15 protein-coding genes and 1 riboswitch are annotated in these 14,460 nt (G+C 64.8%); of the genes, 10 read left to right on the top strand and 5 right to left on the bottom strand.

Going from position 1 to position 14,460, the window contains the following annotated elements:
• Nucleotides 1–24 precede the first annotated feature (24 nt).
• Together rpoD and HT578_RS01165 are read left to right on the top strand one after the other, a co-directional pair.
• Nucleotides 25–2,034, top strand: coding sequence for an RNA polymerase sigma factor RpoD (gene rpoD, locus HT578_RS01170; protein WP_213501645.1), 2,010 nt, complete (start codon nt 25–27; stop codon nt 2,032–2,034).
• Between the two features lie 118 nt (nt 2,035–2,152).
• A complete protein-coding gene (locus HT578_RS01165; RefSeq protein WP_213501643.1) occupies nt 2,153–2,743 on the top strand; it encodes a hypothetical protein in 591 nt (196 codons plus the stop codon).
• On the opposite strand, the gene HT578_RS01160 is transcribed toward HT578_RS01165, so the two are convergent.
• Nucleotides 2,744–3,199, bottom strand: coding sequence for a DUF3237 domain-containing protein (locus tag HT578_RS01160; RefSeq protein WP_039393879.1), 456 nt, complete (start codon nt 3,197–3,199; stop codon nt 2,744–2,746).
• Complete coding sequence (locus HT578_RS01155) at nt 3,196–4,503, bottom strand: flavin-dependent oxidoreductase (protein WP_239026425.1); 1,308 nt, start codon at nt 4,501–4,503, stop codon at nt 3,196–3,198. The genes HT578_RS01160 and HT578_RS01155 overlap by 4 nt, the downstream gene beginning before the upstream one ends.
• A gap of 253 nt (nt 4,504–4,756) precedes the next feature.
• Here HT578_RS01155 and rpiB point away from each other — a divergent pair, with 253 nt between their 5' ends.
• The 8 genes from rpiB (at nt 4,757) to HT578_RS01115 (ending at nt 10,410) form a co-directional block, all read left to right on the top strand.
• Nucleotides 4,757–5,194, top strand: a complete 438-nt coding sequence (rpiB, locus tag HT578_RS01150; protein ID WP_039393882.1) for a ribose 5-phosphate isomerase B — start codon at nt 4,757–4,759, stop codon at nt 5,192–5,194.
• A gap of 21 nt (nt 5,195–5,215) precedes the next feature.
• On the top strand, nt 5,216–6,514 hold the full coding sequence (gene glyA, locus HT578_RS01145) for a serine hydroxymethyltransferase (protein WP_039393884.1): 1,299 nt from the start codon (nt 5,216–5,218) through the stop codon (nt 6,512–6,514).
• Nucleotides 6,515–6,518: 4 nt separating this feature from the next.
• Entirely contained in the window at nt 6,519–6,746 is a 228-nt protein-coding gene (locus tag HT578_RS01140; RefSeq protein ID WP_039393887.1) for a hypothetical protein, read from the top strand.
• A 37-nt stretch (nt 6,747–6,783) separates the two neighbouring features.
• Nucleotides 6,784–7,272: a transcriptional regulator NrdR gene (gene nrdR, locus HT578_RS01135; RefSeq protein WP_039393889.1), complete on the top strand. Its 489-nt coding sequence runs from the start codon at nt 6,784–6,786 to the stop codon at nt 7,270–7,272.
• Complete coding sequence (locus tag HT578_RS01130) at nt 7,265–8,041, top strand: RNA methyltransferase (RefSeq protein WP_084592248.1); 777 nt, start codon at nt 7,265–7,267, stop codon at nt 8,039–8,041. The genes nrdR and HT578_RS01130 overlap by 8 nt, the downstream gene beginning before the upstream one ends.
• Nucleotides 8,042–8,148: 107 nt before the next feature.
• A riboswitch (SAM-I-IV-variant riboswitch) is annotated at nt 8,149–8,254 on the top strand.
• A 39-nt stretch (nt 8,255–8,293) separates the two neighbouring features.
• A complete protein-coding gene (locus tag HT578_RS01125) occupies nt 8,294–9,220 on the top strand; it encodes a homoserine O-succinyltransferase (protein WP_213501639.1) in 927 nt (308 codons plus the stop codon).
• A 243-nt stretch (nt 9,221–9,463) separates the two neighbouring features.
• Nucleotides 9,464–10,075 (top strand): 30S ribosomal protein S4, encoded by a 612-nt coding sequence (rpsD, locus tag HT578_RS01120; RefSeq protein WP_213501637.1) that lies wholly within the window; start codon nt 9,464–9,466, stop codon nt 10,073–10,075.
• Nucleotides 10,076–10,221: 146 nt separating this feature from the next.
• Entirely contained in the window at nt 10,222–10,410 is a 189-nt protein-coding gene (locus HT578_RS01115) for a hypothetical protein (protein WP_039393893.1), read from the top strand.
• A gap of 13 nt (nt 10,411–10,423) precedes the next feature.
• Here the strand turns inward: HT578_RS01115 and HT578_RS01110 are convergent, their stop codons facing one another.
• The 3 genes from HT578_RS01110 to HT578_RS01100 all read right to left on the bottom strand — a co-directional run bounded on the left by HT578_RS01110 (nt 10,424) and on the right by HT578_RS01100 (nt 14,398).
• Nucleotides 10,424–12,415: a S9 family peptidase gene (locus tag HT578_RS01110; RefSeq protein WP_239026424.1), complete on the bottom strand. Its 1,992-nt coding sequence runs from the start codon at nt 12,413–12,415 to the stop codon at nt 10,424–10,426.
• 144 nt (nt 12,416–12,559) lie between these two features.
• Nucleotides 12,560–13,195, bottom strand: coding sequence for a ParA family protein (locus tag HT578_RS01105; protein WP_213501634.1), 636 nt, complete (start codon nt 13,193–13,195; stop codon nt 12,560–12,562).
• Nucleotides 13,196–13,303: 108 nt separating this feature from the next.
• Entirely contained in the window at nt 13,304–14,398 is a 1,095-nt protein-coding gene (locus tag HT578_RS01100; RefSeq protein WP_213501632.1) for a L,D-transpeptidase family protein, read from the bottom strand.
• Between the last annotated feature and the right edge of the window lie 62 nt (nt 14,399–14,460).

Here is a 14,460-nt window from a genome sequence, read left to right as displayed (position 1 = left end):
GCAGCACGGGATAACGGCGGAAGAATGAGCAAGAACGAGACCAACGGCGGCGAAAACGACGGTACCGACGCGCCGCTGATCGACCTCAACGAGGCTTCGGTCAAAAAGCTGATCGCGCGCGCCAAGCGCAAGGGCTACATCACGATCGACGAACTCAACGAGGCCCTGCCCCAGGACCAGATGAATTCGGACCAGATCGAGGATATCTACGCCGCGATCAACGAAATGGGCGTCAACATCGTCGAGAACGACGAAGACGCCCAGAACGAGGACGAGGAAGAGGTCGAGGAAGTCGATTCCTCCGACGACACCTCGCCCAAGCCGGCTGTCGAGACCAAGAAGAAGGAAACGGTCGAGCGCACCGACGACCCGGTGCGCATGTACCTGCGCGAAATGGGCGCGGTCGAGCTGCTCAGCCGCGAGGGCGAAATCGCCATCGCCAAGCGCATCGAAGCCGGCCGCGACATGATGATCCTGGGCCTGTGCGAGAGCCCGATCACCTTCCACGCCATCATCCAGTGGTCCGAAGCCCTCAACAACGAGGAAATGCAGCTGCGCGAGATCCTCGATCTCGACGCCATGCTCTCCAAGGAGCCTGCGCCCGAAAGCCTCAACGAAGACGGTGAGAGCGACGACGACGGCGAGATCTCCGAAGCTACCGCCGGGCCGTCCTACAAGGACGACGACGAAGAGGAATCTTCGGAAGAAGGCGAAGAAGGCGAGGACGGCGAAGGCGGCCGCAAGGAAGAGGAAGAGGAAGAGGACAACACCCTCAGCCTCGCCCAGATGGAAGCGGCTCTCAAGCCCGAGGCGCTCGAGAAGTTCGCCACCATCACCGAGCTGTTCCAGGCCTTCGAGAAGCTTCAGTCCGAACGCCTCGAAGCGCTCGCGCTGGGCATCGATTTCCCGGCTGCCAAGGAAGACCGTTACAACGAACTGCGCGAGGAACTCACCGCGCACGTCGAATCGGTCCAGTTCCATGCGACCAAGATCGAATACCTCGTCGACAACCTCTACACCTTCAACCGTCGCCTCACGACGCTGGGCGGCCAGATGCTGCGCCTTGCCGAGCGTCACAAGGTGAAGCGCGTCGACTTCCTCAACAGCTACGTCGGCCGCGAGCTCGACGACACCTGGCTGCCGGAAGTGGGCAAGAAGGACAAGAAGTGGGCGGCTTTCGCGACCGAGGAAGCCGACGCCGTCGAGCGTATCCGCCAGGAAGTCTCGGACATCGCAGCGGCGACCGGCATGGCGCTTCCCGAGTTCCGCCGCATCGTCAACATGGTCCAGAAGGGTGAGCGCGAGGCGCGCATCGCCAAGAAGGAAATGGTCGAGGCGAACCTGCGCCTAGTGATCTCGATCGCCAAGAAGTACACGAACCGTGGCCTCCAGTTCCTGGACCTTATCCAAGAAGGCAACATCGGCTTGATGAAGGCCGTCGACAAGTTCGAGTACCGCCGCGGCTACAAGTTCTCGACGTATGCGACGTGGTGGATCCGTCAGGCCATCACCCGCTCAATCGCGGACCAGGCACGTACGATCCGTATCCCGGTCCACATGATCGAGACCATCAACAAGCTCGTGCGCACAAGCCGCCAGTTCCTCCACGAGCAGGGCCGCGAGCCTACGCCTGAGGAAATGGCCGAGCGTCTCTCGATGCCGCTCGAGAAGGTGCGCAAGGTGATGAAGATCGCCAAGGAGCCGATCTCCCTCGAAACGCCGATCGGCGATGAGGAAGATTCGCACCTGGGTGACTTCATCGAGGACAAGAACGCGATCATCCCGGTCGATGCCGCGATCCAGGCCAACCTCAAGGAAACGGTCACCCGCGTCCTTGCCAGCCTCACCCCGCGCGAGGAGCGCGTGCTGCGCATGCGCTTTGGCATTGGCATGAACACCGACCACACGCTGGAAGAAGTCGGCCAGCAGTTCTCGGTGACCCGCGAACGTATCCGTCAGATCGAGGCGAAGGCCCTGCGCAAGCTCAAGCACCCGAGCCGCAGCCGCAAGATGCGCTCGTTCCTCGATCAGTAAGGGAACACGTTTCTCGTCGATCACGAAGCGCCCGCGGACCTGCTCCGCGGGCGCTTTCGTTTGCGATTGGAAAGCCTCCCCTTTTGTGCTTGGTATTGCTCAAGGGGGACAACGATCTATGCACGGCGCCGTACGACTTGCGATCGGCCTTGGCCTGCTCACCTGCGGCTTGACGCCAAGCGCCCACGGGCAGAGCACCACACAGCAAGCCACCACAGCGACGCCTGGCGATAGCCAGGAACTGGCCCGGCGGGTGACAGCGGCCGCCTATCCTCTGGAGGTCCGCAACCGGGAGATGGACCGTATCGTGGACACGGCTCTCGATGCCATTCGCGCAAGCTACGCCTTTGCAGACGAAGCTCCGCCATTTGCCCGCGACATGATCGAGGAGCATCTGGCCCGATTTTCCGCAGAGATGCGCAGGTTCGCCTACGACAAGATCGCGCTTCGCATGACCCAGGGGCTCGAACGGGCCTTTGCCCGGAAATTTACTCGCCTCTCGCTGATCGTCCTGGACGCGCAGTCCGCCACGCCCGACGGCCGCGAAGACCTGCAGGACATCGCGCGGGAGATCTACACGACCGATCCCGACTTTCTCGAAACCGAAAATGCCATCGTGCGGACGTTCATCGCGGCCGAGCGCCATAAGTCACGGCAGTTGCGCCAGAACATTCGTGACATTCAGGCCGGCCGCATTTTCAGCCCCTGATCAACCGACGCGGTGGACCGAGAGGTAGACCGTGGATCCCGTCTTGCCGCCTGCGGCCACGAACAGCGAACGATTGACCCAGGCGTAATCCGGATGGCCGGTGTCGAGCCGGATCGCGGTGCGCATGTAGTATTCCGAAAACTCGAGTGTTTCGCCCGCCGCGATGCGTTCGACCGCCTCGGGCGGCATATGGCGCAATCCCTGGCTGATGACCTCGATCACCGCGCCGTCATCGGTCTCGATGGCGTAGCGTGCATCGAGATAGGCGACATCGTCGGTGCGCACGGTTTGCCAGTCGGCCCCGATGGCGAGCAGCTTGCCGTTGATCGCCGTGCCCGACACGCGCCCTCCAACGATGGGAATGATGCGGCGAGTGCCCTGGGCGTTTTCGCCCATCTCGTGCGGGGGCGAAAGCTCGACCTCGAATTCGCAGATATGCTCCAGCGTGGGGGTCACGGCAGTTTCTCCTCGATCTTGTGGGCACCCTCGACGCGCGCGCCGGGTACGATAGTGGCGGGCGATGCGTTCAGTTCCTGCATCGCGAAGCCCGCCGCGCGCTGGTAGGCGCGCATGAATTCCTCGCGCTCGGTCTTGGGGATCACGTCCTCGATATCCTCGAAAATGCCGCCGCAGCGCTCCTCGACCATGCCTAGCAGACCGAAGGGGCCCGCCCCGCGGTTGCGCAGCGCCAACTGGCCGACCGGCGCGCAGTAGCGGGCATCGAACGCGGCCAATGCCTCGGTGCCCACACCCATCTCGAGGAACAGCGCGCCGATCCGGCGCGCATCCATGATCGCCTGCGAAGCCCCGTTCGAGCCTGTCGGGTACATCGGATGCGCGGCATCGCCCATCAACGCGACCGGCCCGTCAACCCAGGTCGGGATCGGATCGCGATCGATCATCGGGTTCTCGTAAGCCACGTCCGCCCCCGCGATCAGCGCAGGCAGGTCGATCCAGTCGTAGACGAAATCGGTGAAGTGATGGGCAAAGCTTTCGACGTCGACCGGGCGAAACCAGCCCAGGCTCTGCCAGTCATGGTCCTCATCGAAGGTCTGCTCGGCGATCCAGTTCACGTCGCACAGGCCCTCGGCGTCGGGCTGTGAGATCGGGTAGATGACGACGCGGTGGCGCGCCGTGCCCAGTCCCACGAACGACGACCCGGTGCGAATGGCCTTGGCGCGCGTGGTGCCGCGCCACATGACCGTGCCGCCCCAGTGGATCGGCGCCTGGTCCGGGTGCATCTGGGCACGCACGCTCGAATGAATGCCGTCCGCGCCGAACAGGAGCGTACCGTGCTCCTCGACCTCTTTGCCATCGGCAAGGCGGCACAGCGCGGTGACCGAGCCATCCCCCTCCTTGCGGTATCCCGTGACCCGCTGGCCCAGGCGCACCTTGTCGGCCCCCAGCCTGTCAATCGCGGTTTCATGCAGCAGCATGTGGAAGCGCCCGCGATGGACCGCGTACTGATCCCAGTGATAGCCTGCCAGGCGTCCGCGCGGTTCGCTGTAGATTTCGCGTCCGTTGAGCCCCACCAGCGCCCACTCCTTCGCCGGAATGCCGATGGTGTCCATCATCGCCTGGTCAATGCCCAGATCCGCCAGTTCGCGCACCGCATTGGGCTGCAGGTTGATCCCCACGCCCAGCGGCCGGGGCTCGCGCACGCTCTCCAGCACCAGGCAATCGACGCCGATCTGGTCGAGGGTCAGGGCGAGGCAAAGGCCTCCGATACCGCCTCCGGCGATGAGAACGCGTGGTTGCACCCTGACTTTCCTTCTTTCGCTGCGCGTTATCCGCCAGTCACGGCAAGTTTCTTGCGCGACCGGGTGGAGCGCGCGTACACTGCGCCACACCGCGACGCAACCGGATGAGAGGCGCAGACTTGGCCACTCTCTCCGGCACGCAGCCATTCTTGCCCTACAATCAAAGATAAGCGCTCAGGGACTCGCAAAACGACACCGCGATGACTAAGGGGGGCGCTATCAACTCCTCTCTCTGTCAAAAGATCCATTCGCCATGCGTATTGCCATTGCTTCCGATCATGCCGCCGTGGACCTCAAGGCCACGCTGCGCGACTATCTCATCGAACTGGGCCACGAAGTGGCCGACCTCGGCCCCGAAACGGCCGACCGTGTCGACTACCCCGACTACGGCTACCTGCTCGGCTCGGTCGTCGCCGACGGCACCGCCGACTATGGCGTGGCGCTGTGCGGTTCGGGTATCGGCATTTCGATGGCGGTCAACCGCAACCCGGCCTGCCGCTGCGCGCTCGTCTCCGAGCCGCTTTCGGCCGCCCTTGCGCGTGAGCACAACAACGCGAACTGCATCGCGATGGGCGCACGCCTGACCGGGATCGACATGGCCAAGGCCTGCCTCGACGCTTTCCTTTCGACCGAGTTCGGTGGCGGACGCCACGCCGGACGCGTCGAGAAGCTCTCCAACCCTCCCGCCTGAACCCAAGGGGCCCTTCGAACCATGACCGTTGATACCGCAATCCGTTCCCCCGGCTTCTTCACCGACAGCGTGGCCGACAGCGATCCCGCGATCGCCGCCGCCATCGGCAAGGAACTGAAGCGCGAACGCAAGCAGATCGAACTGATCGCGTCGGAAAACATCGTCTCCAAGGCCGTTCTCGAGGCACAGGGCTCGGTGCTCACCAACAAGTACGCCGAAGGCTACCCGGGCAAGCGCTACTACCAGGGCTGTGAACCCTCGGACGTGGTCGAGAGCCTCGCCATCGAGCGCGCCAAGGAGCTGTTCGGCTGCGAATTCGCCAACGTCCAGCCCCACTCGGGCGCGCAGGCCAACGGCGCGGTTCTCCTCGCCACGGTCAAGCCCGGCGACACGATCCTGGGCATGAGCCTGGATGCCGGCGGCCACCTCACCCATGGCGCCCGCGCGGCGCTTTCGGGCAAGTGGTTCAACGCGGTCCAGTACGGCGTGACCAAGGACACCCACCTCATCGACTACGACGAGGTCCAGAAGCTGGCGAGCGAGCACCAGCCCAAGCTCATCATCGCGGGCGGCTCGGCCTACCCGCGCGTGATCGATTTCAAGCGCATGCGCGAGATCGCCGACAGCGTGGGCGCCATCTTCCAGGTCGACATGGCGCACTTCGCCGGCCTGGTTGCCGCAGGCCTGCACCCCTCGCCCTTCCCCTACGCGCACATCGCCACCACCACCACGCACAAGACCCTGCGCGGTCCGCGCGGCGGCATGATCCTCACCAACGACGAGAAGCTCGCCAAGAAGATCAACTCGGCGGTCTTCCCGGGTCTCCAGGGTGGTCCGCTGATGCACGTCATCGCGGCCAAGGCCGTGGCCTTCGGGGAAGCCCTGCGCCCCGAGTTCAAGGACTACGCGGCCAAGGTGATCGAGAACGCCAAGGTCCTCGCCGACACGCTCAAGGAGCGCGGCGCGGCGATCGTCTCGGGTGGCACCGACACCCACGTGGCTCTCGTCGACCTCACGCCGCTTGGCGTGACGGGCAAGGACGCGGACGAGGCGCTCGAGCGTGCGGGCATCACCTGCAACAAGAACGGCATTCCCTTCGACCCGCTGCCGCCGATGAAGACCAGCGGCATCCGCGTCGGCACGCCGGCGGGCACGACCCGCGGTTTCGGCCCGGAAGAATTCCGTGAAATCGGCAACATGGTCGCCGATGTCCTGGACGGTCTCGCCAAGTGCGGCGAGGAAGGCGACGCGCAGGTGGAACAGAACGTGCGCGCGCGCGTAGAAGCCTTGTGTGACCGCTTCCCGATCTACGAGGACTAAGACCATGACCGACCCCCAGCGCCCCAACGACACTGGCGACTTCGTGACCGATGCTCGCCTTGAACTTTCCGGAATGCTGCGCGATGGCCTCGACCATCCCTCGACCCGGCCGGTTCTCGTCTGGGGGGCGCTGGGTGCGGTGGCAGGCGCAGCCCTGCCCTTCGTCTCGGTGGGCCTCGGGCTTGCCGCTGGCGCCGGATACAAGTTCTACAAGCGCGTGCGGCCCGACTGAGGCCGCGCCCGCTCCCTTTTTGAAACGATAGGCCCGAATGCGCTGCCCTTTCTGCGCCCATGACGATTCCCAGGTAAAGGACAGCCGTCCGGCCGAGGACAACGCCGCGATCCGCCGCCGCCGCCAGTGCTCCAGCTGCGGCGCGCGCTTCACCACGTTCGAACGGGTGCAGCTGCGCGAGATCACGGTGCTCAAGTCCGGCGAGGAAGGCGAGGAGAGGCGCGAGCCCTTCGACCGCCTCAAGATCGAGAAATCGGTCTCGCTCGCCTGCCGCAAGCGCAGGATCGACCGCGAGCGGATCGACCAGCTCGTGTCGGGCGTCCAGCGCCAGATCGAGACCACCGGCGATGCCGAAATCCACTCGCGCGAGATCGGCGAGATGGTGATGGACGGCCTGCGCCAGCTCGACTCGGTCGCCTACATCCGCTTCGCCTCGGTCTACCGCGCCTTCAACGAAGCCCGCGACTTCGAGGAATTTGCAGGCACCGTGCGCGACGTGGCGACAGGCGACACCCAGAATGACTGATACCCCCACCCCTTCCGCGCCGACGTTCGGCACCGTTCCCGAAGACCGCAAGCCCATCGTGGTGCTCGTGCGGCCGCAGCTGGGCGAGAACATCGGCAAGGCCGCGCGCGCCATGCTGAACTTCGGGCTCACCGAAATGCGCCTCGTTTCGCCGCGCGACGGCTGGCCCAACCCTTCGGCAGGTCCTGCCGCAGCGGGCGCCAACGTGATCCTCGAAGAGGCTGAGGTCTACGAGACGCTCGCGGATGCGGTGGCGGACTGCACCAATGTCTATGCCACCACCGTGCGCAAGCGCGGCGTGACCAAGCGCGTGGTGACGCCCGAAGAAGCGGCCAGCGAAATCTACGCCGAACCGGGCCGCTCGGCCTTCGTCTTCGGCCCCGAACGCTCCGGGCTGGAAACCGAGGACGTGGCGCTCGCCCGCTCGATCCTGACCGTGCCCATCAACCCGGAATTTGCCTCGCTCAACCTCGCGCAGGCCGTGATCCTGTGCGCCTATGAGTGGTCAAAGGGCGCAGGCCTGTCCCAGCCTACGCAGGAAGAGGTGCTTCCTCCGGCCCCGCAGGACGAACTGGAAGGGCTTATCGGCCATTTCGAGAAGCTTCTCGAACCCAAGAACTACTTCTGGCCCGAGACCCGCGCCGAGGCGAACCGCCTGACCTTGCGCAACCTCCTCACCAAGCCCGCGTGGAACCACCTGGAAGTGCGCACCATGCGCGGTGTCCTCTCCACGCTGGAAAAGGCCCGCCGCCCGCGCGGCGAAGGCTGACAGCTCTTTCGGGCGTTGCGCCTTATCCCGCAACGCCCGCTCACCCATTTTCAACCCGCTTCGCGCAAAATCCCGTTTTGCTTTTGCGCAGCTGGGTGTATGGGCACATCCAGCATCAAGAGTTGGGGCGACGCCCAACGCCAACCTGCCGTTCCGGGCAAGGTGGTACTCCGCAAGGAGGATGTGGCCGTCCCGGCAAGCAAACGGACACGCCACATTTCGCGTCGCTCCTGCCCAGGAGTACGACGTCAAATGCCGATCAAGATCCCCGACGACCTGCCCGCACGCCAGACCCTCGAAGCCGAGGGCGTGACGGTCATGGGCGAGGCCGACGCGGTGCGTCAGGACATTCGCCCGCTACAGATCGGGCTGCTCAACCTCATGCCCGACAAGGTGCGCACCGAGACCCAGCTCGCGCGCCTCCTGGGCGCCACGCCGCTGCAGATCGAACTGACGCTGGTGCGCATGACCGACCATGTCTCGCGCAACACCGCGCAGGACCACATGGAAGCGTTCTACCGTCCCTGGGAGGACGTGCGCGAGGAACGCTTCGACGGCTTCATCATCACCGGCGCTCCGGTCGAGCGCATGCCCTATGAAGAGGTGAACTACTGGGAGGAACTGCGCCAGATCCTCGCCTGGACCCAGACCAACGTCCACCGCACGCTGACCATCTGCTGGGCAGCTCAAGCCGCGCTCTACCATTTCCATGGCATCCCCAAGCGCGTGCTCGACGCCAAGGCCTACGGCCTCTACCCGCACGAAGTCCACGCCCCCGCCTCGCCCTTCCTGCGCGGCTTTGCCGATGTCTTCAACGTGCCCGTCTCGCGTTGGACCGAGGTCTGCCCCGACGCGCTGGGCGCGGCCGAGCGCCTCGAGGTGCTGGCCTCCAACCCGGTCACGGGTCCGTGCCTTGTCGATGACCCCGCCCACCGCATGCTCCACATGTTCAACCATCTGGAATACGACACCGAGACGCTCGCCAACGAGTTTTTCCGTGACGGCGGCGCGCAGTTGCCACACCGCTACTTCCCGGAGGACAACCCAAGCCGCCGCCCGCTCAATTCATGGCGGGCTCACGGCCACCTGCTGATCGGCAACTGGATCAACGCGATCTACCAGACCACCCCCTTCGATCTGGCCACGATGGGCATGGCCGGTTCGCTCGAGGCGCTGTAAGGCGCGCAGGACAAGGCTTCACGTGCCTCGACGGGCGTTTGCGCTTGACTTTGCGCCCCCATCCCGTATGGGCCAGCGCTTCACGGGACGCCTTCCCTTTCGAGAGTTGGCGCCTCCTTCGGCCCCGCACCCCGGTGAAGCGGCGGCCGCATCCAGCATATCATGGCCGGATGGTGCGCTCCGGGAAACTAAGGATCGCCTTGCCACGGTGGCACAGGCGGCAGCAGAACGGAAAGAAACGTTATGTCGAAGCGTAAGAGCGCTAAGTACAAACTCGATCGCCGCATGGGCGAGAACATCTGGGGCCGTCCCAAGAGCTCGGTCAACCGCCGCAGCTACGGCCCGGGCCAGCACGGTCAGCGCCGCAAGGGCAAGCTGTCGGACTACGGTCTGCAGCTGCGCGCCAAGCAGAAGCTCAAGGGCTACTACGGCGACGTGACCGAGAAGCAGTTCAAGCGCACCTACCAGGAAGCGTCCTCGATGAAGGGCGACACCGGCATGAACCTGATCGGTCTCCTGGAGCAGCGCCTGGACATGGTCGTCTACCGCGCCAAGTTCGCGCCGACCATCTTCGCGGCTCGCCAGATCGTCTCGCACGGCCACATCCGCGTCAACGGTGTGAAGTGCAACATCGCTTCGTGTCGCATCCGCGTGGGTGACGTGATCTCGCTCGGTGAGAAGGCCAAGGAAATGGCTCTCGTCATCGAAGCTCAGGCTCTGCCCGAGCGCGAGATTCCCGACTATGTCGCTGCCGAAGGCGACAAGGTGACCTTCGTCCGCGTGCCCACGCTCGACGAAGTTCCCTACCCGGTGAAGATGGAACCGAACCTCGTCGTCGAGTTCTACTCGCGCTAAGAGTTCGGCTCCTTCGGGAACGAAATTCTTTCGGAAAGGGCGGTCCCTCGGGGCCGCCCTTTTTTCGTGGCAACTCACAGAAAAGATGGGTCATTTCACCGCGAAGAAGCGGAACCTTCACACGCCTCGTGTATTGCGCAGGGGCAATGACCCGCTTTCGCTACATCACCCCGCACCGCACCGGCAAATGGTACCCCGACCTCGAGACCGCGCAGCGCCATGCCTGCGATATCGGCGCGGGGTTCCGGGACGAACGCACCGGCCGCTTTGTCGCCTATATCGACACCTATCTGGAGGAAGACGAAGCCGAACTCGCGCTCGGCTCCGTTTCCTGAGGGAAACCTCCGCTCAGTCGAGCTTCAACTGCGTGTGCAGGAAGGCATCGCTGTCGGCCAGGAGCTGCGTGCGCGCCTCGCTGCTGTAGAGAAAGTGATCGAGCCCGTCGAACTCGACATAGCGCACCGACTTGCCGGCCTGCTCCAGCTTCTTCGCCATGACCTGGCTTTCGCGCACGCCCACGTTCTGGTCGAGCGTGCCATGAAACAGCAGCACCGGTGCCTTGATCTTCTCCGCGTTCTGCGCGGGCGAGCCTTCGCGCAGATGCGGGCCACTCCCAATCTCCTCGCGCACCAGCGCGGCGTTGGTGAAGCCCTCGGCCTCGGAGCGCAGGATTTCAAAGTCGGTGACAGGTGCAACGGCCACCACCGCCTTGAACAGGTCCGGATCGAGCACACCACTCTGAAGCGCCGCGTACCCACCGTAGGACCAGCCAAAGATCGCCAGCTTGTCCGGCGCAGCAATGCCCTGCGCCACCAGCCAGCGCCCGGCGTCATTGACATCGCCGATCGCCGTCTTCCACGACTTGAACCCATTTTCCTTATACCATTCCGAACCGTAACCGGCGGATCCGCGGTAGTTGGGCTGGAGAACCGCGAAACCGCGCGCGGCAAAGAACTGGACCATCCAGTCGAAACCCCATTCGTCGCGTGCGCTCGGCCCGCCGTGCGGCATGACGATGGCCGGCAGATCGCGGCCCGTGCTGCCCGGCGGCAGGGTCAGGTAGCCCGGGATCTGGACGCCGTCCCCGGCCGGGAACATCACCGGCTTCATCGGCGCCAGCTCCAGGTCGACGAGCTTCGGGCGCACCGGCAGGACTTCCTCAAGACGCCGCTCGGCCTTGTTGAAGAGATAGAGCATGCCCGGCTCGGTATCGCCGGTCACGCGCAACAGGAGGTTCTTCTCCTCCCGGTCAGCATCGACGACCCGAACAGCGACCTCTCCGGGCAGCGCGCCAGCCAATGCCTTGGAGAGCGCCCCCATCTCGGGATCGAAATAGACCTGCTCGCGCCGCTCGCGCGCATAGGAGAGACCTACCACGCGGTTGTCGCGCCCGATGCGGATAAGGCCATCGATATCGACGTCGTCCGCCGCAAAGAGCTTTTCGCGCGTCAGCGAGCCATCGAGCGCGACCGCGTAGAGGCCGCGATGCCCGTTCTCCCACGCCCATCCGAAAGCACGGTTGCTCTTGCCATCAACGGCCAGCGGCTCGAAGCTCAGGACGCCTGCCTCCTGCGGACCACCCCAACTCGAGAGCCATTGCCATTCCCAGTCGCCCGGCGTGCGGTAGAAGAAATCCTCACTCGGCTTGAGGAGCCCGGTCGCCCCGGTCTGCTGGCGGCTCTTGACGCGAATTGTTCCATGACCGTCGGTGATGTACCCGGTCGCGAACTCATCGGGCTTCTCGACCCGGTGGCGGCGTCCCTTGATCGTGTCGACCATCTCGACACCCAGCCCCTCTTCCTCGTTCGCGAGGCGCGTGCCGATGGTATTTTCGGGAACGAAGACCTTGGTCATCAGGACGCGCCCGGGCTCTCCCTCCACGTCCCAGTCGATCACGCTTCCCCCGTTCTGGAAGAACGTGCGCGCGCGCAAGGACTGCGTGTTCGACAGAAGCGTCGCATTCTTGCCGTCATCGTCCAGCCCGAAGATGCGGGTGAAACTGACGAGCTGCCCGGCATAGTCCACGATATAGTGCACCTGGCAGACCAGGCGCGCGTTGGTGGACCATTTGCAGAAGCGCAGTTCCCCCTCCTCGCTCGGGACACTGGTGATGGCAGTCGGGAAACCGCCCTCGGCAAGGTTTGCGACTTCGAGCACGCGGCCACCCTTGCGCGGCGAGATGAAGGCGATCTTCGTTCCGTCCGGTGACAGGCTGATCTGGGTAATATCCTCCAGAGCCCCGAACCGCGCGGCCAGCTGTTCGGCACTCTCCCCGGACTGCGCCTGTGCCTGCAGCGGCACGGCCGCCGCCATCGCTGAGCCCAGAAACAGCCCGGACACGAGCGCACGCAAACCTCTCAAGACCACCCCGAAACCCCTCATTTTCCTATAATGCAAATGGAATATGCGAGTGTCCAACGAGGCGGTCAAGTTGCCGAAATTTAATGCAAAGTAATTTAGGCAAAGAGTTGCCTGGAAAGCGCACTATTCGCCCGGCGGCATGCCCACCTGTTCGCAGACCCAGCCCCACAAGGCGTCGACTTCCAGCGCCGCCTTGCCATCGGGTTCAATCTCACGTGCAACTTCGCCGCTTCCCGCGCTGCGGTGAAAGGCCGCGCGTTCGCCAAAGTGATGGGGACTGACCGAAAGCCCCAGGTTACGCGCCGCCTCGGCCGCTTCCTCAAGCATCCGGGTCGCGCGCGCGGGAACGGCGTTGAAGACGACGTGGGCCGGCTTGGAGGCATAGGCCATGAGCCCCGCCGTGGCCTCCAGCGCATGCAGATCGAACGCCCGCGCCCTGGTGGGGACAAGCACGATGTCGGCCACGCGCACGGCCTCGCGCGAAGCGGTATCGCCATGGGGCGGCGTGTCGATCACGATGACATTGGAGCCAGCACGCTTGGCCCGCTCAACCGTGCTGAACAGGCGCACCGGGGGGCAGGTGATGACTTCCGGCAGGAACTCGCCGCGCCAGTCTCCCCAGGCCGCGGCGGTCGCCTGGGGGTCGGTATCGATCACCTGGACCTGGTTGCCCGCATAGACCGCGCTGGCGGCAATGTGGAGGGCGAGCGTGGTCTTGCCCGACCCTCCCTTCTGGCTGACAATGGCTATCGTGGTCATCCGGGCTGTCTCTCCTCACCCCGCTGGAGAACGTGTCCGCCCTGCGAATCGCAAGCGGGGACCCTGCGAATGTCCGGGCCCTGCCGCGCCTTGTCCAGCAAAAGACCTTCAGCCGCTCAGGGCGCACTCGGTCTCCTGCATTGCGCCCTCGGAAGAAGCCACGGCCGCCGCCATACGCGCATCGCGTCCGTAGATGTCGGGATAGAGCTCCACCCCGCCCCCGTCCTGCGCGCGGCCAGCCGTGAAATAGGTAATGTAGACCGGCAGCGCCTTGCCCAGCGCCAGGCGGGTCTCGCGCCGCGATGCAAGGACTGCGTCGATCTGGGCCTGCGTGGCTGCCCCTTCCAACAAGGTTGCCGCAAAGCCGAGCGCGTCCCCGGTGCGGATACAGCCGTGGCTGAAGGCGCGCACCTCGCGCTCGAACAGCGCCTTGCCCGGTGTGTCGTGCATGTAGACGCTATAGGGATTGGGCATGTCGAGCTTCATCTGGCCCAGCGCGTTGTTCGGCCCCGGCTTCTGGCGCCAACGTCCGCCCGTGCGCACGTAGCCCCTGCTGGCCGGGAACCGACCGTTGTTCTCACGCACGATGCTCTGCGGGATGTTCCACCAGGGATTGAGGATGACCCCGCGCACTTCGGCTCGGAAGGTGGGCGACGGGGTCGAGACCTTGCCCACGATGACAGGCCAGAGACCGACCTGCGCCCCTTTACGCCACAGATGTGCCGTGAAGGCCGCCGTATTGACGAGAATGTAGTCGGGTTCCATGCGGTGGGGCAGCCAGCGCCAGCGCTCCATGTTCCGCGCGAGCGTGGCGCGCCGTTGGGGATCGGTTTCCTGCACGAAAGCCTTTTGCAAAGCCCCGTAGTCCGGATGGTCCGGCCACAGCGCATCCAGGAACGAGGTCAGCCCTCCCCCGGCCCGCGCCCGGGCCAGCCATGCGGCGATGTCGATCTCGGCGTCGGGATCGGCGATGTGCCAGCCGCTGCGCATGCGGGCAGATGCCTCGCCCAGCAGAGCGGTCCGGGCCAGGTCGAGGGCAAGCTCCTGCGCCGCGCTGGCAAGGGCTTCGGCATCACCGCCCTCTCGTGCATCCTCCAACACCGAGGTGTCGAGCGGGCGCAGACCATGGTCAGGCAGAGCCCCCGCCGCTGCCTTGAGAGCGGCCAGTTCCCTCTGCGACCAGGGCCTCGTTTGCGCGTCCACCCTCGTCCCCACGAGCGCAAATGCAAGAGCGGTCACACAAAGCAATGAATTGACGTGTCTTT

The sequence above is a fragment of the Novosphingobium decolorationis genome, assembly GCF_018417475.1.
Lineage (GTDB): Bacteria > Pseudomonadota > Alphaproteobacteria > Sphingomonadales > Sphingomonadaceae > Novosphingobium > Novosphingobium decolorationis.
The sequence above is the reverse complement of the archived record's forward strand: the minus strand, read 5'-3'. Positions and strand labels throughout refer to the sequence as shown.